This window comes from Terrabacter sp. Root85 (assembly GCF_001429185.1).
Lineage (GTDB): Bacteria > Actinomycetota > Actinomycetes > Actinomycetales > Dermatophilaceae > Terrabacter.
In genome coordinates, this window is record NZ_LMIW01000002.1 from 15,916 (window position 1) to 42,673 (window position 26,758).

26 protein-coding genes are annotated in these 26,758 nt (G+C 70.2%); 10 read left to right on the forward strand and 16 right to left on the reverse strand.

The annotated features are described in order from the left end of the window. Positions 1 to 102: 102 nt before the first annotated feature. Positions 103 to 1,827: a ribonuclease J gene (locus ASE25_RS06330; protein ID WP_200959011.1), complete on the forward strand. Its 1,725-nt coding sequence runs from the start codon at positions 103 to 105 to the stop codon at positions 1,825 to 1,827. Between the two features lie 228 nt (positions 1,828 to 2,055). On the opposite strand, the gene ASE25_RS23760 is transcribed toward ASE25_RS06330, so the two are convergent. Both ASE25_RS23760 and ASE25_RS06335 read right to left on the reverse strand, forming a co-directional pair. After that, on the reverse strand, positions 2,056 to 2,412 hold the full coding sequence (locus ASE25_RS23760; RefSeq protein ID WP_369793465.1) for a hypothetical protein: 357 nt from the start codon (positions 2,410 to 2,412) through the stop codon (positions 2,056 to 2,058). Further along, positions 2,409 to 3,269, reverse strand: coding sequence for an IS110 family transposase (locus ASE25_RS06335; RefSeq protein ID WP_369793466.1), 861 nt, complete (start codon positions 3,267 to 3,269; stop codon positions 2,409 to 2,411). The genes ASE25_RS23760 and ASE25_RS06335 overlap by 4 nt, the downstream gene beginning before the upstream one ends. Before the next feature lie 741 nt (positions 3,270 to 4,010). Between ASE25_RS06335 and ASE25_RS06340 the strand changes: the two genes are divergently transcribed. After that, positions 4,011 to 4,337, forward strand: coding sequence for a hypothetical protein (locus ASE25_RS06340; protein WP_056773404.1), 327 nt, complete (start codon positions 4,011 to 4,013; stop codon positions 4,335 to 4,337). Between the two features lie 274 nt (positions 4,338 to 4,611). On the opposite strand, the gene ASE25_RS06345 is transcribed toward ASE25_RS06340, so the two are convergent. The 7 genes from ASE25_RS06345 to ASE25_RS06375 form a co-directional block, all read right to left on the reverse strand. Continuing rightward, positions 4,612 to 6,594, reverse strand: coding sequence for a potassium transporter Kup (locus ASE25_RS06345; protein WP_255358380.1), 1,983 nt, complete (start codon positions 6,592 to 6,594; stop codon positions 4,612 to 4,614). A gap of 536 nt (positions 6,595 to 7,130) precedes the next feature. Then, a complete protein-coding gene (locus ASE25_RS06350) occupies positions 7,131 to 7,544 on the reverse strand; it encodes a VOC family protein (RefSeq protein WP_056824019.1) in 414 nt (137 codons plus the stop codon). Positions 7,545 to 7,879: 335 nt separating this feature from the next. After that, positions 7,880 to 9,409: a CYTH and CHAD domain-containing protein gene (locus ASE25_RS06355; protein WP_082622735.1), complete on the reverse strand. Its 1,530-nt coding sequence runs from the start codon at positions 9,407 to 9,409 to the stop codon at positions 7,880 to 7,882. A 232-nt stretch (positions 9,410 to 9,641) separates the two neighbouring features. Continuing rightward, the gene (locus ASE25_RS06360) at positions 9,642 to 10,364 is read right to left on the reverse strand and encodes a DUF72 domain-containing protein (protein WP_056824025.1); all 723 of its coding nucleotides are present in this window, start codon (positions 10,362 to 10,364) and stop codon (positions 9,642 to 9,644) included. 4 nt (positions 10,365 to 10,368) lie between these two features. Next, entirely contained in the window at positions 10,369 to 11,427 is a 1,059-nt protein-coding gene (locus ASE25_RS06365; protein WP_056824027.1) for a zinc-dependent alcohol dehydrogenase family protein, read from the reverse strand. Continuing rightward, on the reverse strand, positions 11,424 to 12,323 hold the full coding sequence (locus tag ASE25_RS06370) for an NAD(P)-dependent oxidoreductase (RefSeq protein ID WP_056824030.1): 900 nt from the start codon (positions 12,321 to 12,323) through the stop codon (positions 11,424 to 11,426). The genes ASE25_RS06365 and ASE25_RS06370 overlap by 4 nt, the downstream gene beginning before the upstream one ends. A 46-nt stretch (positions 12,324 to 12,369) precedes the next feature. After that, the gene (locus ASE25_RS06375) at positions 12,370 to 12,975 is read right to left on the reverse strand and encodes a TetR/AcrR family transcriptional regulator (protein WP_082622731.1); all 606 of its coding nucleotides are present in this window, start codon (positions 12,973 to 12,975) and stop codon (positions 12,370 to 12,372) included. A 68-nt stretch (positions 12,976 to 13,043) separates the two neighbouring features. Here ASE25_RS06375 and ASE25_RS06380 point away from each other — a divergent pair, with 68 nt between their 5' ends. Beyond that, on the forward strand, positions 13,044 to 13,892 hold the full coding sequence (locus ASE25_RS06380; protein ID WP_056773377.1) for an alpha/beta fold hydrolase: 849 nt from the start codon (positions 13,044 to 13,046) through the stop codon (positions 13,890 to 13,892). Positions 13,893 to 13,970: 78 nt separating this feature from the next. On the opposite strand, the gene ASE25_RS06385 is transcribed toward ASE25_RS06380, so the two are convergent. After that, positions 13,971 to 14,186 (reverse strand): hypothetical protein, encoded by a 216-nt coding sequence (locus tag ASE25_RS06385; protein ID WP_056773374.1) that lies wholly within the window; start codon positions 14,184 to 14,186, stop codon positions 13,971 to 13,973. 127 nt (positions 14,187 to 14,313) lie between these two features. On the opposite strand from ASE25_RS06385, the gene ASE25_RS06390 reads away from it, so the two are divergent. Beyond that, positions 14,314 to 15,564, forward strand: coding sequence for a threonine/serine exporter ThrE family protein (locus ASE25_RS06390; protein ID WP_235508572.1), 1,251 nt, complete (start codon positions 14,314 to 14,316; stop codon positions 15,562 to 15,564). Positions 15,565 to 15,772: 208 nt separating this feature from the next. Beyond that, on the forward strand, positions 15,773 to 16,579 hold the full coding sequence (locus ASE25_RS06395) for a GTPase (RefSeq protein WP_056824038.1): 807 nt from the start codon (positions 15,773 to 15,775) through the stop codon (positions 16,577 to 16,579). Between the two features lie 47 nt (positions 16,580 to 16,626). Here the strand turns inward: ASE25_RS06395 and ASE25_RS06400 are convergent, their stop codons facing one another. The 3 genes from ASE25_RS06400 to ASE25_RS06410 all read right to left on the reverse strand — a co-directional run bounded on the left by ASE25_RS06400 (position 16,627) and on the right by ASE25_RS06410 (position 19,751). Further along, complete coding sequence (locus ASE25_RS06400) at positions 16,627 to 18,204, reverse strand: phospholipase D family protein (protein ID WP_056824041.1); 1,578 nt, start codon at positions 18,202 to 18,204, stop codon at positions 16,627 to 16,629. An 87-nt stretch (positions 18,205 to 18,291) separates the two neighbouring features. Continuing rightward, positions 18,292 to 19,170, reverse strand: coding sequence for an RNA polymerase sigma-70 factor (locus tag ASE25_RS06405; RefSeq protein ID WP_056824044.1), 879 nt, complete (start codon positions 19,168 to 19,170; stop codon positions 18,292 to 18,294). After that, on the reverse strand, positions 19,167 to 19,751 hold the full coding sequence (locus ASE25_RS06410) for a carboxymuconolactone decarboxylase family protein (RefSeq protein WP_056824047.1): 585 nt from the start codon (positions 19,749 to 19,751) through the stop codon (positions 19,167 to 19,169). The genes ASE25_RS06405 and ASE25_RS06410 overlap by 4 nt, the downstream gene beginning before the upstream one ends. Before the next feature lie 143 nt (positions 19,752 to 19,894). On the opposite strand from ASE25_RS06410, the gene arr reads away from it, so the two are divergent. Together arr and ASE25_RS06420 are read left to right on the forward strand one after the other, a co-directional pair. Beyond that, complete coding sequence (gene arr, locus ASE25_RS23765) at positions 19,895 to 20,842, forward strand: NAD(+)--rifampin ADP-ribosyltransferase (protein ID WP_056773357.1); 948 nt, start codon at positions 19,895 to 19,897, stop codon at positions 20,840 to 20,842. A 21-nt stretch (positions 20,843 to 20,863) separates the two neighbouring features. Beyond that, positions 20,864 to 21,427 carry a hypothetical protein gene (locus ASE25_RS06420; RefSeq protein WP_056824050.1) on the forward strand — a complete coding sequence of 188 codons (564 nt, stop codon included), beginning with the start codon at positions 20,864 to 20,866 and terminating at the stop codon, positions 21,425 to 21,427. Here the strand turns inward: ASE25_RS06420 and ASE25_RS06425 are convergent. Beyond that, positions 21,405 to 22,457 carry an NAD(P)-dependent alcohol dehydrogenase gene (locus ASE25_RS06425; RefSeq protein ID WP_082622733.1) on the reverse strand — a complete coding sequence of 351 codons (1,053 nt, stop codon included), beginning with the start codon at positions 22,455 to 22,457 and terminating at the stop codon, positions 21,405 to 21,407. The two genes, ASE25_RS06420 and ASE25_RS06425, sit on opposite strands and share 23 nt — an antisense overlap. A 115-nt stretch (positions 22,458 to 22,572) precedes the next feature. Here ASE25_RS06425 and ASE25_RS06430 point away from each other — a divergent pair, with 115 nt between their 5' ends. Beyond that, entirely contained in the window at positions 22,573 to 23,262 is a 690-nt protein-coding gene (locus tag ASE25_RS06430) for a TetR/AcrR family transcriptional regulator (protein ID WP_235508573.1), read from the forward strand. A 30-nt stretch (positions 23,263 to 23,292) separates the two neighbouring features. Here ASE25_RS06430 and ASE25_RS06435 read toward each other — a convergent pair whose 3' ends face one another. After that, positions 23,293 to 23,637 (reverse strand): DUF2200 domain-containing protein, encoded by a 345-nt coding sequence (locus ASE25_RS06435; RefSeq protein ID WP_056824053.1) that lies wholly within the window; start codon positions 23,635 to 23,637, stop codon positions 23,293 to 23,295. A gap of 107 nt (positions 23,638 to 23,744) precedes the next feature. Between ASE25_RS06435 and ASE25_RS06440 the strand changes: the two genes are divergently transcribed. Next, a complete protein-coding gene (locus ASE25_RS06440; protein WP_056824056.1) occupies positions 23,745 to 24,104 on the forward strand; it encodes a VOC family protein in 360 nt (119 codons plus the stop codon). Positions 24,105 to 24,173: 69 nt separating this feature from the next. Here the strand turns inward: ASE25_RS06440 and xylA are convergent, their stop codons facing one another. Continuing rightward, complete coding sequence (xylA, locus tag ASE25_RS06445) at positions 24,174 to 25,352, reverse strand: xylose isomerase (RefSeq protein WP_056824060.1); 1,179 nt, start codon at positions 25,350 to 25,352, stop codon at positions 24,174 to 24,176. Between the two features lie 65 nt (positions 25,353 to 25,417). Between xylA and ASE25_RS06450 the strand changes: the two genes are divergently transcribed. Continuing rightward, positions 25,418 to 26,608 carry an ROK family transcriptional regulator gene (locus ASE25_RS06450; RefSeq protein WP_056824063.1) on the forward strand — a complete coding sequence of 397 codons (1,191 nt, stop codon included), beginning with the start codon at positions 25,418 to 25,420 and terminating at the stop codon, positions 26,606 to 26,608. Positions 26,609 to 26,758: the final 150 nt, after the last annotated feature.

Sequence of the window (26,758 nt, forward strand, 5' to 3'; positions counted from 1 at the left end):
CATGGCAGCGCAGCGGAGTCCCAGAACCGACCGGACAAGCCCGAACCCGGCCCCGTCCAGTTCGGCTGACTCGCCGGTTTTCGACCGTTCGAGGCGTGGGCTATGAGCGCCGGCGGCGGTCGCAGACCTCAGACCCGCGGGCGGGGACGCGCCTCTCGGCGGTCCCAGGATCTTCCCGGGCTGCCGCGCGACGGCCTTCGGATCGTTCCCCTGGGGGGCTTGGGTGAGATCGGCCGCAACATGACGGTCTTCGAGCACGCCGGGCGGCTACTCATCGTCGACTGCGGCGTCCTGTTCCCTGAGGAGCACCAGCCAGGTGTCGACGTGATCCTGCCGGACTTCTCCTGGCTCCGGGACCGTCTCGACAAGGTCGACGCGATCGTGCTCACGCACGGCCACGAGGACCACATCGGCGGCGTGCCCTACCTGCTGCGCGAGCGACCGGACATTCCGGTCGTGGGCTCGCGTCTCACGCTCGCCTTCCTCGAGGCGAAGCTCAAAGAGCACGGCATCACCCCCGTCACCGTCAAGGTCAGCGAGGACGACCGGCGCACCTTCGGTCCCTTCGACTGCGAGTTCATCGCCGTCAACCATTCGATCCCCGACGGGCTCGCCGTTGCGATCCGCACCGCGGCGGGTCTCGTCCTGCACACGGGCGACTTCAAGATGGACCAGTTCCCCCTCGACGGTCGGGTCACCGACCTGCGTGCGTTCGCTCGCCTCGGCCAAGAAGGCGTCGACCTCTTTCTCGTCGACTCGACGAACGCGGAGGTCCCCGGCTTCACGGTGTCAGAGGGCGAGCTCTCCCCCGCGATCGAGACCGTGTTTCGGACGACGCCAGGCCGGGTCATCGTGTCGAGTTTCGCCAGCCACGTGCACCGCATCCAGCAGGTGCTCGACGCGGCCCGCGACCACGGACGGAAGGTGGCCTTCGTCGGCCGGTCGATGGTGCGCAACATGGGCATCGCCGCGGACCTCGGCTACCTGGACATCCCGCAGGGCTTGGTCATCGACCTCAAGCAGCTCGAACGCCGCCCGGCGAACCAAATCGCGCTGATCTGCACGGGATCGCAGGGTGAGCCGCTCGCCGCCCTGTCCCGGATGGCCAACCGCGACCACCCCATCCGCGTCACCGAGGGCGACACCGTGCTGCTCGCCAGCTCCCTCATCCCCGGCAACGAGAACGCCATCTACCGCGTGATCAACGAACTGACCCGCTGGGGCGCGAACGTCGTGCACAAGGGCAACGCCAAGGTGCACGTCTCCGGCCACGCCAGCGCCGGCGAGCTCGCCTACTGCTACAACATCGTCCAACCCTCCAGCGTGCTGCCCGTGCACGGTGAGTGGCGTCACCTGCGGGCCAACGCCGACATCGCCATCCGGACAGGCGTCGACCCCAAACGCGCCCTCATCGCCCACGACGGTGCCGTCATCGACCTCGTCGATGGCCAGGCGAGGATCACCGGCACCGTCCCTGCCGGGCTCGTCTACGTCGACGCCATGACCGTCGGTGGAGCAACCGAGGAGTCGCTCCACGTGCGCCGCACCCTGGCCGAGGAAGGAGTCATCACAGTCGTCTGCATCGTCGATCCCGACACCGGCAAACTCACCGAGGAGCCCGACTACCTCGCCCACGGATTCGAACACGCCCCAGGCGACTTCGCCAAGGCCACGCCCGCCATCCAGAAAGCACTCACGACCGCCACCAAAGAAAACATCGAGGACATCGAGCAGATCGAGGAACTCGTCCGCCAGGCAATGTCCAACTGGGCCTACCGACAAACCCGCCGCAGCCCCCTGATCATCCCGGTCATCGTCGACGCCTGAGCCTCCGCCGGCCCGCCGCGAGCAACACCCTCCCGAGGGCTGTATGACGATCTTGGCTGCGGACCCGCCCTCACGACACCTGGCATGTCCGACTTCCCTCACAGCCCCATCCAGCCATCCGTGCTAAAGACGCTGCACTGGTCACCCGATCCTCAACCCCAAGGGCCACCGGACAGACACAGTGAGCGGTGCGCCGGAAGCCCGAGTCATATCGGCTCCCTTCTGTTGTCAACCGGTCGCGTGGAGGTGGGTCTTCCGCGGGGTGGCTGTGCGGCGTAGCGTCGTTGGCGCGGGTCCGGGAAGTGGCTGATCCGAAGCGCTGGTGAGCGGGTTCGAGCCGGCCGCGCTGGATACATGAGACGCCCCGCAGTGCCCTCCCGGGCCCGTGTCTTTTGCCTTGACCGCCGCGGCGGCCGAGGCGGCTGCGGCGTCGGTGACGAGCTGGCGATAGATGGCATCGGAGATCCTGCGCTTCAAGCACCGGATCGCCTCCAGGGGCCGCTTGCCCTCGGCGCGCTTGCGCCGGTAGTAGGCCCGCCCATCGGTGTCCAGTCGGATCTGGCAGATCGCAGCGATGTGGATCATGTGGTTAATCCGCCGGTCCCCCCCGCCCGGGAGAGCCTGTGGCGGGAATGCTCGCCCGAGGAGGCATCAAGCGGCGCCGTGCCGGTCCACGACGCGAACCTGTTCCGGTCAGCGAACCGGGCCACGTCCCCAACGTCCGCCAACACCCGCGCCGCGACGACCGGGCCGACACCACGCAGGTCCATCAGGTGCGACCCGCGGGCCAGGACGATCGCCTTGAGCTCGGCGTTGGCCTTCTCCATCTTGGACTCGACCGCGACCAGCTCGGCGAGCTCCTCGGCCGCGATCCGGCGCCGGGTCCTGCCAGCGATGTCGCGCGGGCGGACCGAGGCGAGCATCCGCTTGGCCTGCCCGGTGGTGAGATCCTTCTTCGCCTGTCCCGGAAGCAGTTCCGCCAACAGCGCCTGGAGCCGGTCCACGGTCTGCACCCGCCGCCTGCTGAGTGCCTCACGCCGGTCGACCAGCATCCGCAGCGCCTCGAGCTCACCGTCCGGCCGCAGCACCCGCAAGCCCTGGGTGCGCACCGCGACCATCGCGATGGAGTGCGCGTCATGGGCATCGGTCTTGCGGTTGTGACCGGTATCGAACAGCCGGACCCGCGCGGCGAGCTTCGCCGGGACATCGACGACATCTTCGCCAGCCTCGAGCAGCCGCTGCGCCAGCGGGCGACCGACCCCGTTCGCTCCTTCGACCGCCCAGGTCCGCGCCGGCCACGCCTTCGCGTACCTCAGCATCGCGGTGTAGCCGGCCTTGTCGGTGGTGAACCGGCCGTGACCGAGCCGGCGCTCATGGTCGTCCACGACCTCGATCGTCGCCGACAGCTTGTGGGGATCGACCCCGATGATGACCCGTTCCATGCCCGTGCTCCCACCTGTGCTCGTGCCGACGTGGACGACGAGGTGGGCAGTGCTACTACGAGCAGGGCAGTCCCTTCTTGAGCCACGCCTCGTCACGGTGACCGGCGGGCCGCAGACCGATAGAGAGCCACACCGGTGACGCTGGTGGGCAGCCGCAAAGAGAGCTGCCCGCCGATCACCTGGACCGAGTCTGGCCAGACACCGGCCCTACCGACAATCGTCTAGTAGCCGCGATCGTCCACACGTCGGGCTCCATAGGCACCGAGGACCGTATCGATCCTGGGCTGACGCCGTGAGCGAGTTCATGCGGCGGCTTAATAGCCGCTCTCCCCACCACCACCGCCACCGGCACCGCCGTAGACGATCACGAGAACGACCAGCACGACAGCGACTGCCACAAGTCCTGCGATCATCCATCGCTTGGTCAGCACCCGGACCACCCCTCCCATCGGGCGCCAACCTTTTCGGGGTCGGCCCCACACATCACGACGCGCAGCGCCAAGCCATGCTTCAACCGGGGGACGCGACATCGCCCGCTCGACCCGGGAGCGGGTCCCGTCTAGAAGGTCCGTGAATGCCGAGGCGGCTGCGTCCCATCGCCGCGTGCCGGGCCGCACCTCATTCTGCAGGTCGAACAAGACGCGACGGACTTCCCAGACGGACATGTAGCGGACTCTCAGCATCTCGCCCTAATCTCTGCTCGCTGCGGCCGCGCAGCCCTTTGCGAAGTGGAGGCATTCGGTGACGGTCATCAAGTCCCTCTGGGCCAGCGTTCAGGGCGACCCGGTCTTCATGCGCCGGGTCAACGGCTGGTTCACCATCTTCTGGCTCGTGATGATCCCGGTGTCGCTGGTGACGCACTGGGTCAACTCCGTGGTGTACGTGTCAGCGCTGTCGTTGTGGGCTCTCGTCTCGGGCCACTGGTCCGCGTGGCAGGCCGCTCGTGTCGAGGTGAAGCAGCACGAGGAAGCCCAAGCGGCCCGCCACGAGAACCTGGCTGAGGAAGTCGTCGAACAGCTCGTAGAAAAGACAGACGTACAACCCCAGCCCACGACTCAGACTGTCTGAGAGGCGCCGCTGCTGGCGCGGTCTCCCCTCACCGGGTAAACCGCGACCTTCGCGAGGGGGCGGTCGCTAGGACTACCCGTCTGCGTCAGTTCGCCGCTAGCGGGGCACACACTGATACGCGTGTTCGGCCTGCTGGCTGGTGTGTCGGCACGGTGGAAAGGTGCTGCGGCCCCAGAAGGCGCGATACGGCCCCTGCCGCGGGACCAGAACCCCGGCGCGGATGCGGGGACAACGCGGGGTCATCCACCACGCCGTGTCCCGAACCACCTTCCGGTTAGAGCTCGATGTGGGCGCCCATGACGATGGTGCGCTCGGGTGGCAGGTGGAAGACCTCCGTCCGGTTCGCGGCGTTGTGGTACATCCAGGCGTAGAGGCGCTTGCGCCACGTGCGTAGCCCACGGTGGCCCGTCGCCTGGACGGTCAGCACCGACAGGAAGTAGTGGGCCTGATCGAGATCGACGTCGAGCGCACGCGATGTTCCGACGGCCAGTGCCAGTCCCTTGGGGATGTCTTGGCTGTCGGTGAAGCCCACGTGCACCTTGACGTGCACGAACCCGTCGGTGGCGTCGCCCAGGTCGTCGACCTCGACGCGGTCGACGTGGCGGATGTGGGGCACGTTCTCGTTGACGATCTGTACGAGGATGACCTGTTCGTGGACGACGTGGTTGAAGTCGGCGTTGGCCCGCAGGGCGAGCGGCGTCGTCGTCGCATTGGGGTGCGGGAAGACGGCCACCCCGGGAACGCGCCGGACGAGCTCGGGGTGGTCGCGAACTACCTTGAGGAAGAGCTGGAGCGGGCCCTCGAGGTCTCGTTCCTCGGCATGGAGCGCATCGGTCCCGCGCCTGAACGTCGTCATGATCGCGACCACAAGGGCCGCGATGACGAGCGGTAGCCAGCCGCCGTTGACGATCTTCGTGAGGTTGGCGCCGAGGAAGGTCAGCTCGACGGCGACGACGAGCACGATGTACACGACGAGTTTCCACGTCTGGACCTGCCACACGTACCTCGCGAGCAGCAGGAAGAGTGCGCTCGTCAGGAGCAGGGTGCCCGTGACCGCGAGCCCGTAGGCCGCCGCGAGCCGGCTCGAGCTCCGGAACGCCGCGGTCAGCACGAGCACGCCGACGAAGAGGATCCAATTGATGACGGGCACGTAGATCTGGCCGCCCTCCTCACGGGAGGTGTGCCGCACGGCGAGCCGGGGCAGCATCCCCAGTCGCACGGCCTGCCGGGACACCGAGAAGGCGCCCGAGATGACTGCCTGCGAGGCGATGACGGTGGCCACCGTGGCGAGCAGCACGAGGGGCAGGGCGGCCCACGACGGGGCCAACAGGAAGAAGGGGTTCGACACGACGGACGGGTCGGCGAGGATCATCGCACCCTGCCCCAGGTAGTTGACGGCGAGCGCGGGGAAGACGACGACGTACCAGGAGAGGCGGATCGAGCGGGCGCCGAAGTGACCCATGTCGGCATAGAGCGCCTCGGCGCCGGTGATGGTCAGCACCACCCCGCCCATCGCGACGAACGCGATGAACGGGTGCTGAGCGACGAACATGAACGCGTACGTCGGCGAGATGGCCTGGAGGATCAGGGGGTTCGCGACGATGTGAGGCAGGCCGAGCATGGCAAGCACCGTGAACCAGAGGACCATCACCGGACCGAAGGCCTTGCCCACGACGCCCGTGCCCCAACGCTGGATGACGAACAGCCCGGAGAGCACGACGAGGGCAATCGGCAGCACGAGGTCTACCAGGGTGGGGTTGGCGACCTCGAGTCCCTCGATCGCCGACAGGACCGAGATGGCGGGCGTGATCACCGCGTCCCCGTAGAACAGGGCGGCGCCGAGCAGGCCCATCGCCATGACCGCTGCGAGCCGACGAGTGCCTTGCAGGTGGCGGCGCAGGAGCGCGACGAGCGCGAGGATGCCGCCCTCCCCGTCGTTGTCGGCCCGCATGGCGAGTGACACGTACTTCATCGACACGACGAGGGTGATCGACCACAGGACCATGGAGATCACGCCGAGAACATCACTTCGGTTGGCCCGCACCGTGTTGTGCTCGATGCTGAAGACCGTCTGCATCGCATAGAGCGGGCTCGTGCCGATGTCGCCAAAGACGATGCCCAGCGCGCCAAGCGCCAGCGGAAACGTCCTGCCGCTGCTGTGATGGTGGCCGTGGATGCCGCTGGGGCGCGCCGCATCCGGTCCCGCGGATTCTGGTTGCCGCGCGGCCGGCGGTGTCGCTTCGCCCGCGGACGTCACACCGTCATCGTGGCACGGGTGCCGACGGCCCGTCCGACGAGTCCGGCAGATCCGCTAGATCACGGACCTCACCAGATGTCTGCACTCGTCGGCACGGGCACGGAGCAGCGTGCGTCTTTTCGCCGCCTGGCAGGCGCATCTCCCCTGGCACGAGTCCGGGATTAGCCCTGTATGTCGCGCAGCGCACAGACATCCCCGAGCCCCCGGCGCACTCTCAACTCATGAACACGAAGAAGAGCTTGAGATGCACTATCGGCCGCCACCGCTGGCAGCCCACCACCGTCGCGGGCATGCGCGAACGGGTCTGCGTTCTCTGCGGTCGCAACCACTTCGACGCCTCGGTACATCCGCGCCGGAGGAGGCGGGGGCGTCTTCTGAATCGCCACCGACAGCAGGGGCGACCTCAGTACAGATGACCTTCGCGAGGCATTGTTCGCCGCCGAGCACCGAGTGCACTCGACGCAAAGCGGCTGCACCATCTGCGTCACTCCGCCGCGAGGCGACCTCCCGTGAGCGGCAGCTCCGCTCAGCTTCGATCACTCGTGTTTCTGGGCGACGAAGGCCGCGATTACCTCTTGCGAGGGGTGACCCCATCCGATGCAGAACGGGTGACCCGCGGGGTCGGCGTAGACCTGGTGTCCCTCTTCGCTCGTGAGGTCAGGAGCCTTCATGAGCAGGCTTGCTCCGAGCGCCATGGCTCGCTCATGAGCCTGAATTGGCTCCTCCACGTGCAGGTCGAGGTGCATCTGCTGGGGGGATCCGTCGGGCCATTGCGGTGGGACGTGGTTCGGGGCGTGCTGAACGCCGATTCGCCAGTTGCCGGCCTCGTCGATGACGCAGTGGAACTGCTTGTCTCCGAAGACGTGCCCGCCCACGAGGCCAGCCCAGAATGCGCTTTCGGCGTCAATGTCGGCCGCATCAAAGACCGTGACCTGCCTGATGATCTTCATCCTTCTGGTCCTCTCACGAGCTTTGCCTTCAAGGTACCCAGCAAAGAGGACGGTCTACTTCCGGAACGGTCGAAGCTGAATGGTCGCACCGTCGGGTTACTACACGCGCCGCGTGGCCCCCTGAGCCGATCCGTCACCCCGGGAGCCGTCGTGACGTAGACGTCTCCCCCAGATCCCTGACGCCGACACTCGGGTGGTCAACGAGACGAGCACGAGCATCGCCGGCGTCCCGCGGGATACAGATCACCGAGCATCTGGGCCAGGAGAGGCACGCCAGTCCGGCCGCTGGAGCGGGGCAGCACTCCCCAGCCTGGAACTCGAACCGGCCGATGTCCTTAGCCCACCCAGCGGGGTATCTGCCTCTTGTGGAACGTCGACCAGGCGGTGGCGAAGTCAGCGGTGGCTCGGTCGGCGCGGGCCTGCTCCAGGGCATGCAGGCGGCCGAAGGTGAAGGCGTTGTCGCCGTCGAGGTGGGCCTGCATCCCGTACTCACGTAGCCGTTGACGGGCGACGACCGAGTCCTGACGGACCCCGAGGGCCTCCTGGACCTTCTTGGCGGAGGCTGCCAGGGAGCGGGCTCGCTTGCCGACGACAGGTGTGGCGGCCTCAGCGGCGTAGCGCAGCCGCTTGGCCTTCTTCCGCGCCTCGTGAAAGGCGACGTCGCGGGCCTCGGGATCCGGCGCAGACGTGATCGCACGAACCTCCCGATCCAGCCGTTTGACGTCGCGGCGCAGCAGCCGGCGTACGCCCTCCTCCGCGGCCGCGTCGGCGTCCGGGCTCAGCGGCGCAGCCCCGACCAGGTCGTCGAGGGCGTCGAGCATCCGAAGGTACCGTTCGCTCTCGAGGGCCTCTAGGGCACGTTCGCGTCCGGCCTTGTATGCAGCGCTCAACTCGTCGTCGATCCGCGCGGCGACGGAGCCGACGACCAGCTCTGGGGGCTCCTGTCCGAGCACCCCCGTCAGGTGCTCACGCAGGACCTGCGCGTCGCGGGCTTGCCCGAGGGACTCACCGAGCCAGCGCAGCTCCGCTCGGACCGGATCGGTCGCGGCACGCTCGAGCATCGGGGCGAAGCTGGTCAGCGCGGACCGGAGCCGGCGCGCGGCAATCCGCATGCGATGGATCGACCCGGCCTGCCCGGCCCGCACGCCAGCGTCCCGCAGTTGCAGCTTGGCCGTCTGTTCCGTCAGAAGCGCGACGAAAAGCTGCCCTACCGTGCCTCCGGCCAGGTCGTCCTTCGAGGGCGGAGCCGGGAGAGCCGATGCGAGCTCACCGACGGTGCGGGCGAACTTCGAGGACACCCGCGCCGGTGAGGCTCCCGCAGCCACGAGGCGCGCCTCCACGGCGTCCAGCAATGTCGGGGACGCACCGTCGAGCTCGACCTCCCATTCCCGCCACGACTGCTCCGGGCTCAGGTCGACCAATCTGTGCGCCCGCACATGGTCGTCGCATACCCGGGCAAGGACGGCGCCGTCAGAGCCACACAACACATACTCACGACGGGTCGTGCTCACCGATGCGACGGCACCAAGCAGACGGTCCCGCACGATGGCCCGCACGTGCGTGAGCAACGAGGCGGGCACCGTCTCCTCTGCCTGCCCGAGTGGAACCTGCAGCTCGGTGCGGGTGTCCCCGCTGACGGGCAGCTTGAGGTGCCAGCCGGCGTCGGCGCCGCCGCTGCGTCGTCGCAGGGTCACTCCTCGGCGGGCCAGATCCAGACCCGCCGTGTCGAAGTACACCGCGTCCAACCGGAACTCCTCCGGCGGAGGGACCAAGCCCACGCCCTCGGCCTCGGCCAGGTTCGGCAACACCATCGTCGGGTCGACGTCATATTTGCGCTCAACCTCGTCATGCCGAGTAGGGCTCATGTCCATCATCTTCGCGCAGCAGCGGCGGCCGGGAGCCGGGATGCCACGGTTGACCTCTCACGGTGGGTGCCGGGCTCGGCCAACCCTCCGTGCGCACTGCACTCGACTGGGCAGATCCCAGCGTCGAGCCGCCCCCGACGGCTATTTCGGGTGGCATCCGCAGCGTCCGGTAACCGGGCACTTCGACCGCACAAAGCGTTGCGTCCATTCGCCGCATCTTTAGATCGCGCTTTCACGCACCTTCGCCAGAGAGCAGGTCGAGGAAACGTTCTGCGTCGCCGGTGCGGGGCAGGTTGTTGAACATGACGTATGGCCGTGGGCGGCCGTCGACCAGGTCTAGCAAGCGACGCAGCTCGTCATCCGTGTGTACGTGCCGCGATCCCGTCGTGCCGTGCAGGCGGTAGTAGGTCTGCTCCGGTGTCACCGTCTCGGTCTGCATCGGGTCGACGACATGCACCAAGTCCAGCTCGGCACACAGCTCCCTGAGCAGCGACGTGGGCCACTCGCCGCGGGGCTCCCACAGCAGCCGACCGGCCGGCCGCTGCACCTTCGAGAGGAAGCCACGCAGGCGCTGGACGTTCTCCGCCGTCGGGCGGAAGCTCTTCGGGCACTGGAGCAAGACAGCGGTGGCCCGCAGCAGGCGGGCGCACTCGAGAGTCCGCTCCCAACCCGCAAGGACCTCAGGCGTGGTCCGGAACCCTCCCACCTGGCCGTGGGCGCTGTCCGGCAGAGGCTGTTTCAATCGGCGGTAGGTCGGGCTGTTGGACTCGTGGGTGACGATCTGCCACGCCTTCATCGTGAACTCGAAGTCGTCCGGTACTTGGGTCCGCCAGCGCGTGAGCACGGCGTCCGCCGGCGGGTCGTAGAACGTGTTCTGCACCTCGACGACGGGGAAGCGCCGCACGTACGACGCCTGCGAGACCGTCCAACCGCACAGGCCGACCCGGACGTCCACGCGCCTACGCCTTCCCGGGCGAGGACGACTCAAGGCTCACGACTGTCATCCCCACCCTCGAGGGGCGGTCCATGGCGGCGAGAGCTGTGCCGGCTTCCTCGAGTCCGATGACGTGGCCCACGAGGTCGGCGGGGCGCAGCGTGCCGGCCTCGATCAGGGCGAGCATCGCGGGGTAGTCGCGGGCAGGCATGCCATGGGAGCCGTAGATCTCCAGCTCCTGGGAGATGACGAGGTCCATCGGGAGCGGCGCGGTCGAGTTCGGGCCGAGCAGCAGTCCGGCCTGCACGTGTCGTCCACGCCGACGCAGGCTACGCACCGAGGCGACCGCCAGTTCGGGCGAGCCAAAGGCGTCGATGGAGACATGCGCGCCGCCTCCCGTTACCGCCCGGATCGCCGAAGCCACGTCCTCAACAGCCCCGCCGTCGACAACCGCAGACGCGCCCAACGACGAGGCCCGTTCCAGCGCAGCAGGATTCACGTCGACAGCGACGACCTGGGCACCAAGAGCCACCGCGATCATCACCGCCGACAGACCGACTCCGCCACACCCGTGCACCGCCAGCCACTGACCAGACTCAAGACGACCGTGCGTCGTCAGAGCCCGGAACGCCGTCGCGAAACGACACCCCAGCGACGCGGCCGTCACGAAGTCGACCGAGTCGGGCAGCCGCACGAGGTTCGTGTCGGCCCCGTGGATCGCCACGAGCTCGGCGAACGACCCCGGACCCGTGAAGCCCGGCTGCGTCTGGTCGGGACACACCTGCGCCTCGCCGGCAAGGCACCACGAGCACACACCACACCCGCACACGAAGGGCACCGTCACCCGGTCGCCGACAGCCCGGTCCCGCACGCCAGTCCCGACCGAGGCCACGACACCGGCCAGCTCGTGACCGGGGATGTGCGGCAACGACACGGGGTCGTGCCCCTTCCACGTGTGCCAGTCCGAACGGCATACGCCCGTTGCCTTCACAGCGATGACGACCCCGCCCGACGGACACTCGGGCTCCGGAACGTCCCGCAGCTCCGGCATACGCCCGTAGTCGTCGTAGACGACGGCCTTCACGACGCGTGCGGGTCCGTCAGGACGTCGCGCCACGAGTGCTGCGGCGAGTAGCCGAGCAGGTCGCGCGCCTTGTCGATGGAGTAGAAGGTCTCGTTGCGTCCCATCGGCCGCCGCAGCTCGACCCCGTCGTAGAAGCGCTCGCGCACCTCGTCGGTCGTCGCGGCGACGGACATGTCGGCGTTGGCGACGTTGAAGACCTCGTAGCCCAGACCGTCGACCTCGAGGCATCGCTGCACCATCTGGCCGAGGTCGCGGGTGTCGATGTAGGCGAAGATGTTGCGCCGCCGCAGCGCCGGGTCCGTGAGGAACGGCGGGAACATCTCGGCGTACTCGTGCGGCTCGATGACGTTGTTGATGCGCAGGCCGTAGATGTCGAAGCCGGTGCGGGCCTGGAAGGAGCGCGCCGTCACCTCGTTGGCGACCTTGGACATCGCGTAGGAGTCCTCCGGCACCGTCGGGTGCTCCTCGTCGACCGGCACGTAGAGCGGCCGCCGCTCGCCCTGCGCGAAGCAGACGCCGTACGTCGTCTCCGACGACGCGAAGATCACCTTGCGCACGCCGAGCCGCGTCGCGGCCTCGAGCACGTTGTACGTGCTGAGCACGTTCGTCGCGTACGTCTTCGCCTCCGACGTCAGCAGGATCGCCGGCACTGCGGCGAAGTGCACGACGGCGTCGTAGGCCGGCTTAGCCGGCAGGTCCAGCTCGTCGAAGCGCGCCAGTCCCGCGAGCGCCGAGTAGACCTCGCCGGCGTCGGTCAGGTCGACGCGGAGGTCGTCGACGGCCGTATGCCGCAGCGGCACGAGGTCGGCGTTCGTGACCTGGTGCCCCTGCTCGGCGAGGAACGTCGAGACGTGCTTGCCGGCCTTGCCGCTGCCGCCGGTGAAGAAGATGCGCATGCCCCGATCCAATCACCGATGCCGGAACACCGTTTGGGAGCGCCGGTCACGCAGCACGTGACAGCAGCAGGGGGAGCAGCATCTCGCGGAGCGCCTCCTCGGTCTGCCTGGCCGAGAGTCCACCGTCGAACCGGAGGATCCGCCACGTCGTGGCGTCACAGATGGCGATGATCTGGGCCAGTCGTCGGGTGCGAGCCGCCTTGTCGTGGACGCCTTCGAGGTGCTTGGCGAAGGCCTCGCGGCACCAGCTCACGTGGTAGCCGCGGCTGCGGGCGGCGAGCTCCGGCACACCGGGCGCCTGCCCCGCCTCGGCGTAGAGCTTGAGGATGAGGGCGCCGTGGTTCTCGTAGTAGCGGACCAGCGAGTGCAGCGTGCCCTCGGGGCTCTCCCCCACTGCGGCCGCGCGGTCGGCGGCGAGCCGCGAGAGCTCACGCTCGACCGTTGCGGCCAGGAGCCCGTGCTTCGTGCCGAAGCGCCGGATCACCGTCTGCACCGTGACCTCGGCCGCGGCGGCGACGTCCTCGAGCCGGATGCGGTCGTACGGGACGTCGGCGTAGAGGCCGAGCATCGCGTCGATGATCCGCTGGCCGGTCCGCTCGGCCGCCTCCGCCCGGGCCGTCATCCGGTACGCACGAGCCGCCCCATCTTTCATGCGAGCAATGCTAACCTCAATATATTCATGTCAGTCTCACTAAGATCAACTCACCCAAGGAGCACTCGATGGACCACTACACCCCCGCCTCCGGCAGCGAAGGCACGCTCGCCGGGAGCACCGCCCTCGTGCCCACCCGGCTCGGCCGGCTTCACGTGCGTCTCGTCGGCGACGGGCCCACGACCGTGCTGTGGTCGTCGATGTTCGTCGACAGCCACACCTGGGACCCTGTGCTGCCGCTGCTGCCTCAGGGGCGCCGGTACGCGCTCGTCGACCCGCCCGGATTGGGCCTGAGCGAGCCCCTGCGCGAGGCCAGCGACATCGCCGGCGCCGCAAACGCGGCCACCGACCTGCTCGCCGGACTCGGCGTGGACGGCCCGGTCGACTGGGTCGGCAACGCCTTCGGCGGGCACGTCGGCTTCAAGCTCGCCGCGCGAGCCGGGCTGCTCCGCAGTCTCGTGGCCGTCAGCTCACCGGCCCAGCCGGTCGACGCCCCGCTGCGTCGGCAGATCACGCTCCTGCTCCCGATCCTTCGCACGGCAGGTCCCGTGGGGCCGGTGCGCACGGCGATCCTCGCGGCCATGCTCACCGATGCCTCCCGAGACCGTGCGCCTCTGCGTCAGGTGGTGGAGGAGTCCTTGGCGCGGCCCACCCGCCGCAGCATGGCCTTGGCCGTCCGCTCCTTCATCCTCAACCGGGTCGATGTCACCGCTGAGCTCGCAGACCTCACGGTCCCGAGCCTCTTCGTGGCGTCCGACGACCGCGGCGACTGGAGTCCGCAGAATGCCGAGGATGCCGCCGCTGTGGCACCCGACGCCGCAGCGGTGACGGTCGAGCGAGCTCGCACCCTGGTCCCGCTGGAGCAGCCTGAGGCCCTGGCCTCCCACCTCCGCCGGTTCTGGGACCGCCTCGCGTGAGCATGCGAAGGGGCGGCTCGGGTCCGAGGGTCAGGATCCGAGCCGCCGCTGTCGATCACGTGGTGAGGAGCCGGCCTCTCAGCAGAGAGACTTCGCGACTGCGTTCTTGGCCTGGCCCCCGCCGACGGCCTGAACGAGCTGCCCCACGTTCTCGAATCCCGGGACGCCGCCGCTGTTCACCGTCTTGTGCACCTGGCCGAAGCACGCCGAAGTGGACGGTGCTGCGTTGGCGCTGCCGGCGAAGCCGACCATGGCGAGAACGGCGATGGACCCCGTGGCGAGAATGCGCTTCATGAGACATCCCTTTCTGTTGGTGGGTGCGAGTCACCCATCAACACCTATTCCGCACGGGGGATGCGTCCGGATGCAGTCCGCCCGGACTTTTCTTCCGGGCGGCTCAACCGCTGACATGATGACGACCATGCAGGACGACGCGGACCGGCAGACCGAGACCCGCGCCCTGCTGGCCGAGCTCGGCACCGCCATGATCGCCACCGGACAGCCGGTGCAGGAGATCGAGGAGGAGCTCGCCGAGGTGAGCGTCCGCCTCGGATTCCCCGAGGTCCAGGCCGCCGTCGGACCGACCGGCCTCATGGTCAGCCTCACCCCGGGTGGCCCGTCGACCTTCCGCTCGGCCCCTCCCGGCCTGCGCCTGCACCAGTCGGCGAGCGTCCGTCTCATCCGCCACCAGCTCGTCACCGGCGTGCTGACCATCGCCGCCGCCCGCGACGAGCTCGCCGCCACGGCCAGGCGCCCCGTCCAGCAGCCGGCCTGGCTCGTCGCCCTCGCCTGGCCCGTCCTCGCCGTCGGCATCGCCCTCATCCTGCAACCCGGCTGGGCCAACATCGCCGCGGCCGCGGCCTGCGCCCTCATCGTCCTCGCCCTCGTCCAGCTCGCCGAGCGCTACGAGGTCGTCAAGGCGCTGCTCCCGACCCTCGCCGCCTTCGCCGTGTCGCTCGTCGTCTTCGGCGCCGCCAACGCGGGCCTGCTCGAGGGGCCGCTACGCACCGTCCTGCCCCCGCTCGCCGTCCTACTGCCCGGCGCGCTCGTCGTCAACGGCATGTCCGAGCTCGCCTCCGGCCACATGCAGGCCGGCTCGGCCCGACTCGCCTACGGCCTGACCCAGCTCGGCCTCTTTGCCCTTGGCCTGCTCATGGCCACCGCCCTGCTCCGGATCCCGACCCAGACCCTCGTCAACCTCCGCGTCGACGAGATCGGCTTGGCCGGAGCCGTCGTCGGCCTGCTCCTCATCGGCGCGAGCATCTGCCTCATGGAGGGCGTCCCACTGCGCATGCAGGGCTGGGTGCTGCTCGTGCTCAGCCTCGCCTTCGGCGCGCAGGTCGCCGGCCAGGAGCTCGGGTCGATCGCCCTGGGCGGCTTCGTCGGCGCCATCGCGGCCAGCCTCGGCGCCAGCGTCGTCGAGCTGCGCCGCCCGCAGCTGCCGCGCCTCGTCCTCTTCCTCCCCGCCTTCTGGCTCCTCGTCCCGGGCAGCCTCGGCCTCGTCGGCGTCACCGAGCTGGCCGCCGGCCGCGAGTCCGCCACCGACGTCGCCCTCGGCCTGCTCGGCGTGGCCATCGCCATCTCGCTCGGCCTGCTCGTCGGCTCCTCCGTCGGCCGCGCCCTCCGCGGCCGGCTCGCGACCCCCGTCGCACGCGTCGACCCCACCACGTGACCCGCGGCCACGGCATACGACCCCCACGGCATACGAGGGCACGGCATACGACCCCACGGCGTACGGCTAGAGTCGGAGACGCAACACCCTGTCCTCTCGCCAGGACGGGGTGTTGCGCGTTGCCCGCCGGTGCGGACAGCGCCACCGGGGGTACGGAACGTAGGCTCTAGGGTCAACTGGCCCCAGACCAGCACGCCGAGGAGGCACCGTGTCTCAGACTTCATCCCGGATCAGGACGATCCTGCCGACGTCGAGTCGCACCGCGTTGGGCGCGACCGTCGCCACCGGTCTGCTGACCGCTCTCGCCCAGGCCCCCGAGCGCCTGAGCCGGCTGCTGCGCGACCGCTACCCCATGGTCGCCGTGACCGGCATGACCGGCGTCGGCAAGAGCCAGCTCGTCGACCGCCTCTCACGCCGCTCGACCGACGACGCCGCCGCCGAGGTCGGCTCGGCCACCATGGAGCGCCGCACCCGCAAGGGCGCCAAGCTGCACGGCTTCCGCTTCCTCGTCGTCCCCGGCGACAACGCCGCCACCCGCCTCGCCGCCCTCGACGAGGTCTTCCACGACGAGCCGGTCGACGGCCTCATCCACGTCGTCGCGAACGGCTACGCCACCCCGCGCCGCGCCGGCGGCACGAGCGGCGTCGCCACCGCGACCCGCGAGGAGCAGCTCGCCGCCGAGCTCGAGGACTGGACCATCACCTCGCACCGCATCGCCTCGCTGGCCGTCCGCCGCAGCAAGCCGATCTGGCTCATCATCGCCGTGACGAAGACCGACCTCTACCCCGACGACGTCGACGAGGCCGTTCACTACTACTCGCCCGGCAGCGGCACGCCGTTCGGCGACAAGGTCGACGCGCTGCGCGCCCTCGCCGGCGGTGCCAAGCTCTCGATCGACGTGCTCCCCGTCTCCAGCCAGGGCGGCGACCGCAAGTCGCCCCTCCCGGAGAAGCGCGCCGGCGCCATGGTCGACGCCCTCGCCACCCGCCTCGGCCAGCTCAGCGGTCACGCCTGACCCCGGGCGTCCCCGCCGGGGCGTCGCCGCGGCGGCACCGACCCACGTCAGTAGCGGTCGGTCTCTCGCAGCGCCTTCGGCCGGCCGTCGGGGTCGTGGATCAGGTCGAGCGGCAGCGGCGCCCACGCCCGCTGACGGGCCGTGAGCTGCGGCATCGGCAGCAGGCGCAACCGCCCGGGCGGTCGCGCGCCGTACCTGCCGCCCGCGTGCCAGGCCTCGAGGTCTGCTGCACGGCTCGCATAGGCCTCGAACATCCCTGCCGGATCGAGGCAGTCGTCCATCGCCGCCTCGAGACCATGGTCGCCCACCGCCTTCAGCCGGTCGAGGTGCTCGGCGGCCAGCGTGAGCCGCAGGTCGCGGGCATACGCCTCGTCGAGCACGACGGCCGACAGCTCAGAGTCGTGCGTCCACGAGCGTCGGCTGAAGTTGTCCGAGCCGATGCCGGCCCACGTGTCGTCGATGACGCAGACCTTGGCGTGGACGTAGACGGGCACGCCGGCACGGTTCTCGAGGCCGTATGCCGCCACCCGGCCGGGAGCGACCGCCTTCAGTCGGGCGATCGCGCGGTCACGACCGAGCAGCTGCGGCACGCGGTTGACCCCGTCGAGGTCGGGGACGAGCGGGATGACGACGACGAGGTGCAGGCCCGGCTGCGTCCGCAGCTGCTCCTCGAAGACGCGAGCCACGTCGTGGCCCCAGAAGTACTGGTCCTCGACGTAGACGAGACGCTCCGCCCGCTGCACGGCCTTGGCGTAGCCGCGCGCCACGCTGCGCTCCCCGCCCCGGGCGAAGGGATAGTCGCGGCCGTGCCTGAGGTCGGGATAGGTCCGGAGGAGCTGCACCGTGTGGTCTCCGGCGGGCGGCGGAGGCGGCCACTGCTCGGGGAGCGGCGCCGGCGAGCTGGCCAGGCCTCGGGCCTGGTCGGCCGCGCGTCGCCACGGGGCCCGCGTCAACGGCGTCGGGTCCTCCCACCGCTCCCGGAAGACCGTCTCGACGTCGTGGACCGCCGGCCCCTGGATCGCCGTCTGGACGTCGTGCCACGGCGGGTGCGCGCCGTACTCGTCGGCGAGGCGCTGGGGCTGCGGGTCACCCTCGTGCGTCGCGTCGTCCCGCCGGTTGTGCGCGAGGTCGATCCCGCCGACGAACGCCACGTCGCGGGTCGGGTCGTCACGGTGCCGGATGACGACGAACTTCTGGTGGTGCGATCCACCCGTGCGTACCCGCATGTCGAGCAGCACCTTGGCACCCCGCTTCGCCAGCTGCTCCCCGAGGTGACGGTTCTCCGTGGCGAAGAAGCCGGTCTGGTCGAGGTGCGAGCGCCACACCAGCCCGTAGACGACGACGCCGCGCCGGTCCGCGCGGGAGAGCACCTCGACCACCTCGCTGCCGGGCTCGCCGGTCAGCCGTTCGTCGCCGTCGCCCTGCCAGTCGGTGAAGAGCACGAGGTCGCCCGGCCCCGTCGCCTCGAGTGCGTCGTGCAGCGCGCGGAAGTACGTCGCGCCGTGGATGAGTGGACGCACGTGGTTGCCCTCGGACCACGCCCGGTCACCGTGGAGCGCGTCGACCCGGGTCGTCGGGTTGCCGCGCTCGGCCCGGGTCAGCAACCAGTCAGCAGGCTCGACCATGCACCGAGCATGCCCCATCCGGGACAGCAGCGAGCGCTCCCGAAGCCATACGCGCCCGACACCGATCGCGTATGCCGTGAGGCGGGGTCAGCGGGTCAGCTCGGCCTCCTGCCCCAGCCGCTCGAGCTTCATCGGGTTGCGCATCGCGTAGACGTGCGTGATCCGGCCGTCCACGACGGCGACGCTGACGACCGTCGTCCCGAAGGCCGGCAGGTCGATCCGCACCGCGCGCCCGCCGTTGAGCGACAGGGTCGCGATCTGCGCACCGTCGCTGACGCGGGGGAAGGCCGACAGGAAGTTCGCCACCTTCTTGGCACCGGTGACCGGATGCCGGGCGGCCTGCGCCAGCCCGCCGCCGTCGGCGACGAGGACGACGTCCGGGGCGAGCACGTCCATGAGCGCCTGCACGTCACCGTTCGTCACCGCGGCCATGAAGCGCTCGAGCACCTGCTCCTGCTCCGACCGGTCGACGGCCACCCGGGGGCGACGGGCCGCCACGTGCTCGCGCGCGCGGTGGGCCACCTGGCGCACCGCCGCCGTCCCCTTGCCCACGGCCTCGGCGATCTCGTCGTAGGGAACGTCGAAGACCTCGCGCAGCACGAAGACCGCCCGCTCGGTCGGGGTCAGCGTCTCGAGCACCGTGAGCATCGCGATCGACACGCTCTCGGCGAGCTCGACGTCCTCGGCGACGTCCGGACTCGTGAGCAGCGGCTCGGGCAGCCACTCGCCGACGTAGTCCTCGCGCCGGCGGGCGAGCGTCCGCAGCCGGTTGAGCGCCTGCCGGGTGACGATGCGCACGAGGTAGGCCCGCGGGTCGCGCACGACGGCGCGCGCGTCGTCACCGAGGTCGGCCCACCGCAGCCACGTCTCCTGCACGACGTCCTCGGCGTCAGCTGCCGACCCGAGCATCTCGTAGGCCACCGTGAAGAGCAGGCTGCGGTGGTCGAGGAACGGGTCTCGGCTCATGCCGTCGAGCGTACGGCGGCGCGCTCGGCCATCGGCCCCAGACCGCACGCCGCCGCGAAGCCCTCCGACTCGATCCCGAGGGCGACGTTCGAGCGCGTCGTGAGGTTGGCGTAGCCGATGACCGTCGTCAGCTCGACGACCCCGGCGTTGCCGAGCTGCCCCTCGAGGCTCTCGACCATCTCGTCGGTGACGGTGGGCGGCGTCTGGCTCATCGCCTCGGCGTACGCCATGACCTCCCGCTCGAGCGGCGTGAAGACGTCGGACTCGCGCCAGCGCGGGATCTCCCGCGCCCGCTCGACGTCGAGGCCGTGGTTCTTGGCCATGAAGTAGTTGAAGTCGAGGCACCACGTGCAGCCGACGAGCGACGCCACGGCCATGTGGGCGAAGGACTTGAGGCCCTCGTCGCAGGCGTCCCACTTCTGCAGCTGCTGCCCGAAGCGCATGCCGGCCCTGAGCGCCGGGACGTGGTGCCACATGACACCGAGCGACTCAGGCACCTGGCCGAACATCCTGCGGCTGAAGACCTTCACGACAGCGCCGTACGCGCCGGTGATCGGCTTCGGCTGGATCCTGGTGGTCATGGTTCCTCCTCGGGGGAACGTCGGGGTTGCGTCGACATGAAGACACCGGCCGCGCCCCGGATGTGACATCCCGCCGCCACGACATCGAGAACGCCGGGCCGCAGCGCCCGCTCCCGGGCCGCCTCCGTGGAAAACTCGGAGTGATGCAGACCGGTGACTTCGAGCTGACGACGGACGAGCTCCGCGCCGTGGTGGCGTATGCCGTGTCGTGCGCCGAGCCCTCCCTCCTCCTCTTCGAGCGGGCTGAGCCCGACGACCCGCGCCCGGCGGCCGCGCTCGACGCAGCGCGCGCGTTCGTCGACGGCGCTCCGCGCTCGCGCCTCCAGAGGACGGCCGCCACCGACGCCCACCGTGCCGCGAAGGAGGCGTCGACCGAGCCCGCCCGGCACGCGGCAACCGCTGCGGGCGACGCCTCCGCGGCGGCATACCTCCACCCGCTGGCCAAGGCGACGCAGGTGCGCCACATCCTCGGGGCGGCGGCCCACGCCGCCCGGGCGGCCGAGCTCGCCCGGGGCGATGACCCCGTCGTCGCGGAGTACGTCGTGACGGCTGCCGCGAAGCGGGCCACGCCCGAGCTGCTCGACGTGCTCGGGCGCTACCCGCGAGCGCCGCACGGGCGCACCCGGGTCGCGGCCCTCATGACCCGGCTCGACAGCCTGCTCCGCGACCCGCCGCCCACGCCCCGCGTCGTCGACGACCCGGGCCCCTTCTTCCACGGGACGCGAGCCGACGTCGCCGTCGGCGAGCTGCTCACCCCGGGGTGGCGCTCCAACTACGGCTCGGGCCGGCAGTCGAAGCACATCTACCTCACGGCCGGCCGCGAGGGCGCACCGCTCGCCGCCGAGCTGGCCAGCGGCGACGGGCCGCCGCGCGTCTACCGGGTCGAGCCCGTCGGCACGATCGAGGACGACCCGAACGTCACCGACAAGCGCTTCCCCGGCAATCCGACCCGCTCCTACCGCACGACGGAGCCGCTACGCGTCGTCGAGGAGATCCTCGGCTGGGAGCCTCCGCCGGCGGCGATGGTCGAGCACATCCGCTCCCGGATGGGCGAGCTCGCCGAGCTCGGCATCGAGGCCATGGACGACTAGGGACCGACCGAGGAGGGGACGATGACGGACTACGAGGTCAAGGCGCTGACACCCGAGACGTGGGACGCGTACGCCGCGATGATCGAGCGGCACGGTGGCGTCTTCGGTGGTTGCTGGTGCACGTGGTTCCACACGATGAGCTGGGAGAAGGAGCGCGAGTACGAGGCGAACCGGGACCTCAAGAAGCGCCTCGTCGAGGAGGGCCGGGCGCACGCCGCCCTCGCCTTCGACCGAGACGAGACCGTGGCCTGGGCTCAGTTCGGCTCTCCCGCAGAGCTGCCCAACATCTACCACCGCAAGCAGTACGAGGAGGAGCTCGACCTCCTGCCCGACTACCGGATCACGTGCATCTTCGTCGACAAGCGCCACCGCCGGAAGCACCTGTCGGACCTCGTGCTGCGAGGCGTCCTCGACCTCGTGGCCGCGTCCGGTGGCGGGGTCGTCGAGGGCTATCCGCACGACAACGACGGCAAGAAGAAGTCGGTCCTCTACGACGGGACCCGGGCCCTCTACGAGCGGGCCGGCTTCGACTACGTCCGGGCCAAGGGCCAGGGCAACTGCGTCATGCGCCGGATCGTGCCGTGACGGCGATCTTGCCGCGGACCCGGCCGGCCTCGAGGTGCCTCATCGCGTCGACCGTCTCGGCCAGGGGGTAGGCCCGCTCGAGGCTCGGCACGACCTGGCCCGACTCGAGGAGCGCGGCCAACCGCACGTAGTCGGCGCCCCGCTCCTGCGCGATGACGCTCGTCAGGCGCTGACCGCTGAAGGCCGACGACAGCCGCGCCCGGAGCTGTCGGCCCATCGTGCCGCCCGTCCAGTCGCCGCCGCCCTCGCCACCGACGAGCACGAGGGTGCCCCTCGGGGTGAGCGCGCGCCGCAGCCGGGAGAGCTCGGACAGGCCGGCGATGTCGATGATGAGGTCGTAGTGGCGCGTCCCGTCCGCGACGTCGTCGACGGCGTAGTCGAGCACGTGGTCGGCACCCAGGGCACGGACGAGGTCGGCCTTGGCCGCGCTGGCCACCCCGGTGACCTCGGCGCCGGCCGCCTTCGCGAGCTGAACGGCATACGACCCGACGCCGCCGGAGGCGCCGATGACGAGCACCTTCTGCCCCGCGGCCACCCGGCCCGCGTCGACGACGGCCTGCAGGGCGGTGCCCCCGGAGATGGGGACCACCGCGGCCTGCTCCCACGTCACGGTGGCCGGGCGGTGAGCGAGCTTGTCCTCGCGGGCGACCGCGTACTCGGCGACCGAGCCGGGGGCGACGCCGAAGACCTTGTCCCCGACGGCGAACGTCGTCACCTCGGAGCCGACCTCGACGACGACGCCGGCGACGTCGCGGCCGATGACGGGCTGCTTCGGCGACCGGAGGCCGAAGACGAGGCGCAGCAGCCGCGGCTTGCCCTGCATGAGGTGCCACGTGCCGCGGTCGAGACCGGCGGCGCGGACCTCGACGAGCACCTCGCGCGGCCCGATGACGGGACGGGCGACCTCGGCGACGCGCAGGACGTCGGACGTGCCGTAGCCGTCCTGGACGACGGCCTGCATCGTGCCCGCGACCCGGTGCGACTGACCTGACCCGCTCCCACCGATGACGGTGGCCGGTTGGTCCTTCATGACTGCTTCTCCCTCGTCTGCGGCGCGTCGGTCGCGTCGTACTTAGTACGAACACGGTAGCGTACTTAGTACGACGCTGGCTAGGGCCAGCGCCACGAGCGACGAGAGGCACGACGTGACGACGAGCAGAGGCGGCAGCCCCGCGCCCGCGACCCGCGCGCCGCTCAGCCGGGACCGGGTGCTCGACGGGGCCATGCGCGTCGCCGACGACGGCGGGCTCGGCTCGCTGACGATCCGTGCCGTCGCCGAGCAGCTCGGCACGAAGCCGATGTCGATCTACCACTACGTCGGCGGCAAGGACGAGATCATCGACGGCATCGTCGACCGCGTCTTCGGCGAGATGGATCTGCCTGCCACTGAAGGGGACTGGCGCGCGGAGATGCACCGCCGCTGCGCGTCCGCGCGCGCGGTCCTGCGCCGCCACCCGTGGGCCATCCCGCTGCTCCAGTCACGCACGAGCCCGGGGCCGGCGACCCTGCGTCACCTCGACGCCGTCATCGGCTGCCTCCGCGGCGCCGGTTTCTCGCTCGCGCTGACGGCACACGCGTACGCCCTCATCGACTCCTACGTCTACGGCTTCGCCATGTCCGAGGCCTCGTTGCCGATCAACGGCCCGGAGACCGTGGGCGAGGTGGCCGAGTCGATGATGCTGGAGTACCTCGCCGCCGACTACCCCAACCTGCTCGAGTTCACGACCGGCCACGTCCTGCTGCCGGGCTACGACTTCGGCCTCGAGTTCGACTACGGCCTCGACCTCGTCCTCGACGCGCTCGAGGCGCGAGTGAGCCGCGGCGCGCCGTCGTAGACGGTCACACCGCCACGCTGCCCCAGTGCCTCAGGCTCGGAGGACCCTCTCCATCGCCTTGCCCTTGGCGAGCTCGTCGACGAGCTTGTCGAGGTAGCGGATCTTCTGCATGAGCGGGTCCTCGACCTCCTCGACGCGGATGCCGCAGACCGTGCCGGTGATCGCGGACGCCTTCGGGTTGAGGTGCGCCTGGTCGAAGAAGCCCTCGAAGGTCGTCTCGGCGGCCAGGTGCTGGTCGAGCTCCTCGTCGTCGAAGCCGGTGAGCCACTCGATGACCTCGTCGAGCTCGGCCTTGGTGCGGCCCTTGCGCTCGAGCTTCTTCACGTAGAGGGGGTAGACGGACCCGACGGACGTCGTGAAGATGCGGTGCTCCATGCGTCGAGCGTAGCGATGCCCGCTGACGCCGGACCACGCGTGGGACGGGGAAGAAGCACGCGGCATACGGACGCCTTTCGTCCGGGAGACGTCATAGCGTTCTCGCCATGGCCATCGCTCGCTATCCCAGCTTCGTCATCGACTGCCCCGACGCGGAGGCACTCGCCACCTTCTACGGCACCCTGCTCGGCTGGACGGTCAAGGCGTCCGACGGGTGGGGCGAGATCCGCGACACGGAGACGGGCCAGTGCATCTGCTTCCAGCAGGTCGAGGACTTCAGCTCGCCCCAGTGGCCCGGCCAGGTCGTGCCGCAGCAGATGCACCTCGACGTCATGGTCGAGGACCTCGACGCGGCCGAGCCGGAGGTGTTCGCGCTTGGTGCGACCAAGCACGACAACCAGCCGGGCACGTCGTTCCGCGTCTTCCTCGACCCCGCCGGCCACCCCTTCTGCCTCTGCGTCGACTGACCCGTCGGCTGACCCGTCGACCGCCGCGTCGACGGACGCCTCAGCTGCCAGCGACGGCGCTCGGGCAGCTCAGCCGACGAGGTGCTCGAGGGCGAGCTGGTTGAGCCGGACGAAGCCGTAGTCGCGCTCGGCGGCCTTCTCGGCGTCGAAGCCGTCGTCGGTCGCGAGGAAGTCCTCGAGCGACTCGCCGGCACCCAGGGTGGGCTCGGCGAGGTCGAGCACGCCGGCATACGCCCACGCCTCGGCGGTGCGCGGGTCGGCGCGGAAGGCGGCGGCCTTGTCGGCGAACAGGAGGTACATCGCCATGCACGCCTTGGCCGACTCCCACACCCCGTCCATGTACTCGGTGCGCGACGGCTTGTAGTCGAAGTGCCGCGGGCCGGTGTAGCGCGGCACGTCGGGCACGCCCGGGAAACCGTTCTCGAGGAGGTCGACGGTGAAGAAGGCCGAGACGAGGTCGCCGTGGCCGAAGACGAGGTCCTGGTCGTACTTGATGCCGCGCTGGCCGTTGAGATCGATGTGGAAGAGCTTGTCGCTCCACAGCGCCTGACCGAGCGCGTGCGTGTAGTTGAGACCCGCCATCTGCTCGTGTCCCGTCTCGGGGTTGAGGCCGACGATGTCACCGTGGTCGAGCTCGGCGATGAGGGCCAGAGCGTGCCCGACGGTCGGCAGGAAGATGTCGCCGCGCGGCTCGTTCGGCTTGGGCTCCAAGGCGATCCGCAGGTCGTAGCCCTGGGACTTGATGTAGCCGGCGACGGTGTCGAGGCCCTCCTTGTAGCGGTCGAAGGCGGCGTGGAGGTCCTTCGACCCGTCGTACTCACTGCCCTCGCGACCGCCCCACATCACGAACGTCGAGGCCCCCATCTCCGCAGCGAGGTCGACGGCCCGGAGCACCTTGCGCAGACCGAAGCGGCGGACGCCGCGGTCGTTCGCCGTCAGGCCGCCGTCCTTGAAGACGGGGTGGCTGAACGTGTTCGTCGTGACCATCTCGATGGTGAGGCCGGCGCGGTCGGTCGCGTCCTTGAGCTGGCCGGTGATGCGGGCGCGGGTCGCGTCGTCGGCGTCGAAGGGGAAGACGTCGTTGTCGTGGAAGGTGATGCCCCACGCGCCGAGCTCGGCGAGCTTGTCGGAGTACTCCCACGGGTCGAGGACGGGTCGCGTCGGACCGCCGAAGGGGTCGGTGCCGGTCCAGCCGACGGTCCACAGGCCGAAGGAGAACTTGTCGTCGGGGGTGGGCTGGCGCGTCATTGCGACTCCTCGAGGGGATTAGTTTTGTCACGCAACTTACGTCGTGGACCGGCTAGGGTCAAGGCATGGCCAACCTGCGCCAGGCGAGCCTGCGCCACGCGAACCTCGCCCTCGTCGCGCGCACCGTCCTCGCCGCCGACTCCCCACCGTCGCGCGCCGACGTCGCGGCCGCGACCTCCCTGACCCGCTCGACGGTCTCGCGCCTCGTCGACGAGCTCGTCGCCGGCGGCATCCTCGAGGAGGTCGAGTCGGTCGTCGGCGGGCCGGGACGCCCGGGTCGTCCGGCCACCCCCCTCCGGGCGTCGACCGGTCGCTTCGCCGCGCTCGGCCTCCAGGTCGGCGTCGGCCACCTCGCGGTACGCCTCGTCGACCTGACGGGGGCGGTGCTCGCCGAGCGGCTCCTGACCGCAGACCTCGCAGGCTCACGCCCCGGGAGCACATTGCGTCGTCTGAGGACGATGGCCGGTCGGGTCCTCGAGAGCGCTCCCCTCGGCTGCCACGTCGTCGGCGCCGGCCTGGCGCTGCCCGGCATCGTCGACGTCGAGGCCGGTCGCCTGCTCAGCGCTCCCAACCTCGGCTGGGAGGATGTCGTGCCCGGAGTCGCGCTCGAGGCCGTCCTCGGAGGCCTGCCCCTGCGCCTCGGCAACGAGGCCGACCTCGCCGCGCACGCGTACGCCCATCCGGCGCCCGGGCACGACAGCCAGCCCCAGGACTTCGTCTACCTCAGCGGTGAGGTGGGCATCGGCGGAGCGGTCGTCGTCGACGGCGAGGTCATGACCGGCCGCCACGGCTGGGCCGGGGAGATCGGCCACGTCTGCGTCGACCCCGACGGACCCCCCTGCCGCTGTGGCTCCACCGGCTGCCTCGAGCAGTATGCCGGCCGGCTCGCCATGCTCGACGCCGCGGGACTCGACGCGTCCACCACGCCGTCCGAGCTGGCGGCCCGGGCCCGAGACGGCGACGAGAAGGCGCAGTTGGCCACCCGATCGGCAGCCCGGGCTCTCGGCGTCGCCCTCGCGGGCGTCGTCAACGTCCTCGACATCCCCACCGTCGTCCTCGGCGGACACCTCGCGCAGGTGTGTGACCTGCTCACCCCGGAAGTCGAGGAGATCCTCGGCAGGCGGGTGCTGTCAGGGCGCTGGGTCAGCCCTCGGGTCGTCATCGCGTCGGACGACCCCGCGCCCGGAGCCACGGGGGCCGCCCTGCTCGCCCTGGACGAGCTCGTCCGAGATCCCGCCGGGGTGCTCGGACACTGAGAAGAGCGCCTTTCCGTCGGGAAAGGCGCTCTGGTGGCGTGAATGGACGCAGAAATGCGACAACCCCGCCAACGGTGTTGGCGGGGTTGTCGTGAATGGTTGTCCGGCTGCGTCCTACTCTCCCACACCGTCACCAGTGCAGTACCATCG

Excerpts from the sequence above, each read along its gene's own strand:
- ASE25_RS06375 (WP_082622731.1), bottom strand. The coding sequence starts at position 12,975 with ATGAAAGATGGGGCGGCTCGTGCGTACCGGATGACGGCCCGGGCGGAG.
- ASE25_RS06425 (WP_082622733.1), bottom strand. The coding sequence starts at position 22,457 with ATGAAGGACCAACCGGCCACCGTCATCGGTGGGAGCGGGTCAGGTCAG.
- ASE25_RS06440 (WP_056824056.1), top strand. The coding sequence starts at position 23,745 with ATGGCCATCGCTCGCTATCCCAGCTTCGTCATCGACTGCCCCGACGCG.
- ASE25_RS06435 (WP_056824053.1), bottom strand. The coding sequence starts at position 23,637 with ATGGAGCACCGCATCTTCACGACGTCCGTCGGGTCCGTCTACCCCCTC.
- ASE25_RS06355 (WP_082622735.1), bottom strand. The coding sequence starts at position 9,409 with ATGAGCCCTACTCGGCATGACGAGGTTGAGCGCAAATATGACGTCGAC.
- ASE25_RS06390 (WP_235508572.1), top strand. The coding sequence starts at position 14,314 with ATGCAGGACGACGCGGACCGGCAGACCGAGACCCGCGCCCTGCTGGCC.
- ASE25_RS06350 (WP_056824019.1), bottom strand. The coding sequence starts at position 7,544 with ATGAAGATCATCAGGCAGGTCACGGTCTTTGATGCGGCCGACATTGAC.
- ASE25_RS06410 (WP_056824047.1), bottom strand. The coding sequence starts at position 19,751 with ATGACCACCAGGATCCAGCCGAAGCCGATCACCGGCGCGTACGGCGCT.
- ASE25_RS06450 (WP_056824063.1), top strand. The coding sequence starts at position 25,418 with ATGGCCAACCTGCGCCAGGCGAGCCTGCGCCACGCGAACCTCGCCCTC.
- ASE25_RS06400 (WP_056824041.1), bottom strand. The coding sequence starts at position 18,204 with ATGGTCGAGCCTGCTGACTGGTTGCTGACCCGGGCCGAGCGCGGCAAC.
- ASE25_RS06370 (WP_056824030.1), bottom strand. The coding sequence starts at position 12,323 with ATGCGCATCTTCTTCACCGGCGGCAGCGGCAAGGCCGGCAAGCACGTC.
- xylA (WP_056824060.1), bottom strand. The coding sequence starts at position 25,352 with ATGACGCGCCAGCCCACCCCCGACGACAAGTTCTCCTTCGGCCTGTGG.
- arr (WP_056773357.1), top strand. The coding sequence starts at position 19,895 with ATGCAGACCGGTGACTTCGAGCTGACGACGGACGAGCTCCGCGCCGTG.
- ASE25_RS06405 (WP_056824044.1), bottom strand. The coding sequence starts at position 19,170 with ATGAGCCGAGACCCGTTCCTCGACCACCGCAGCCTGCTCTTCACGGTG.
- ASE25_RS06385 (WP_056773374.1), bottom strand. The coding sequence starts at position 14,186 with ATGAAGCGCATTCTCGCCACGGGGTCCATCGCCGTTCTCGCCATGGTC.
- ASE25_RS06330 (WP_200959011.1), top strand. The coding sequence starts at position 103 with ATGAGCGCCGGCGGCGGTCGCAGACCTCAGACCCGCGGGCGGGGACGC.
- ASE25_RS23760 (WP_369793465.1), bottom strand. The coding sequence starts at position 2,412 with ATGATCCACATCGCTGCGATCTGCCAGATCCGACTGGACACCGATGGG.
- ASE25_RS06335 (WP_369793466.1), bottom strand. The coding sequence starts at position 3,269 with ATGGAACGGGTCATCATCGGGGTCGATCCCCACAAGCTGTCGGCGACG.
- ASE25_RS06420 (WP_056824050.1), top strand. The coding sequence starts at position 20,864 with ATGACGGACTACGAGGTCAAGGCGCTGACACCCGAGACGTGGGACGCG.
- ASE25_RS06380 (WP_056773377.1), top strand. The coding sequence starts at position 13,044 with ATGGACCACTACACCCCCGCCTCCGGCAGCGAAGGCACGCTCGCCGGG.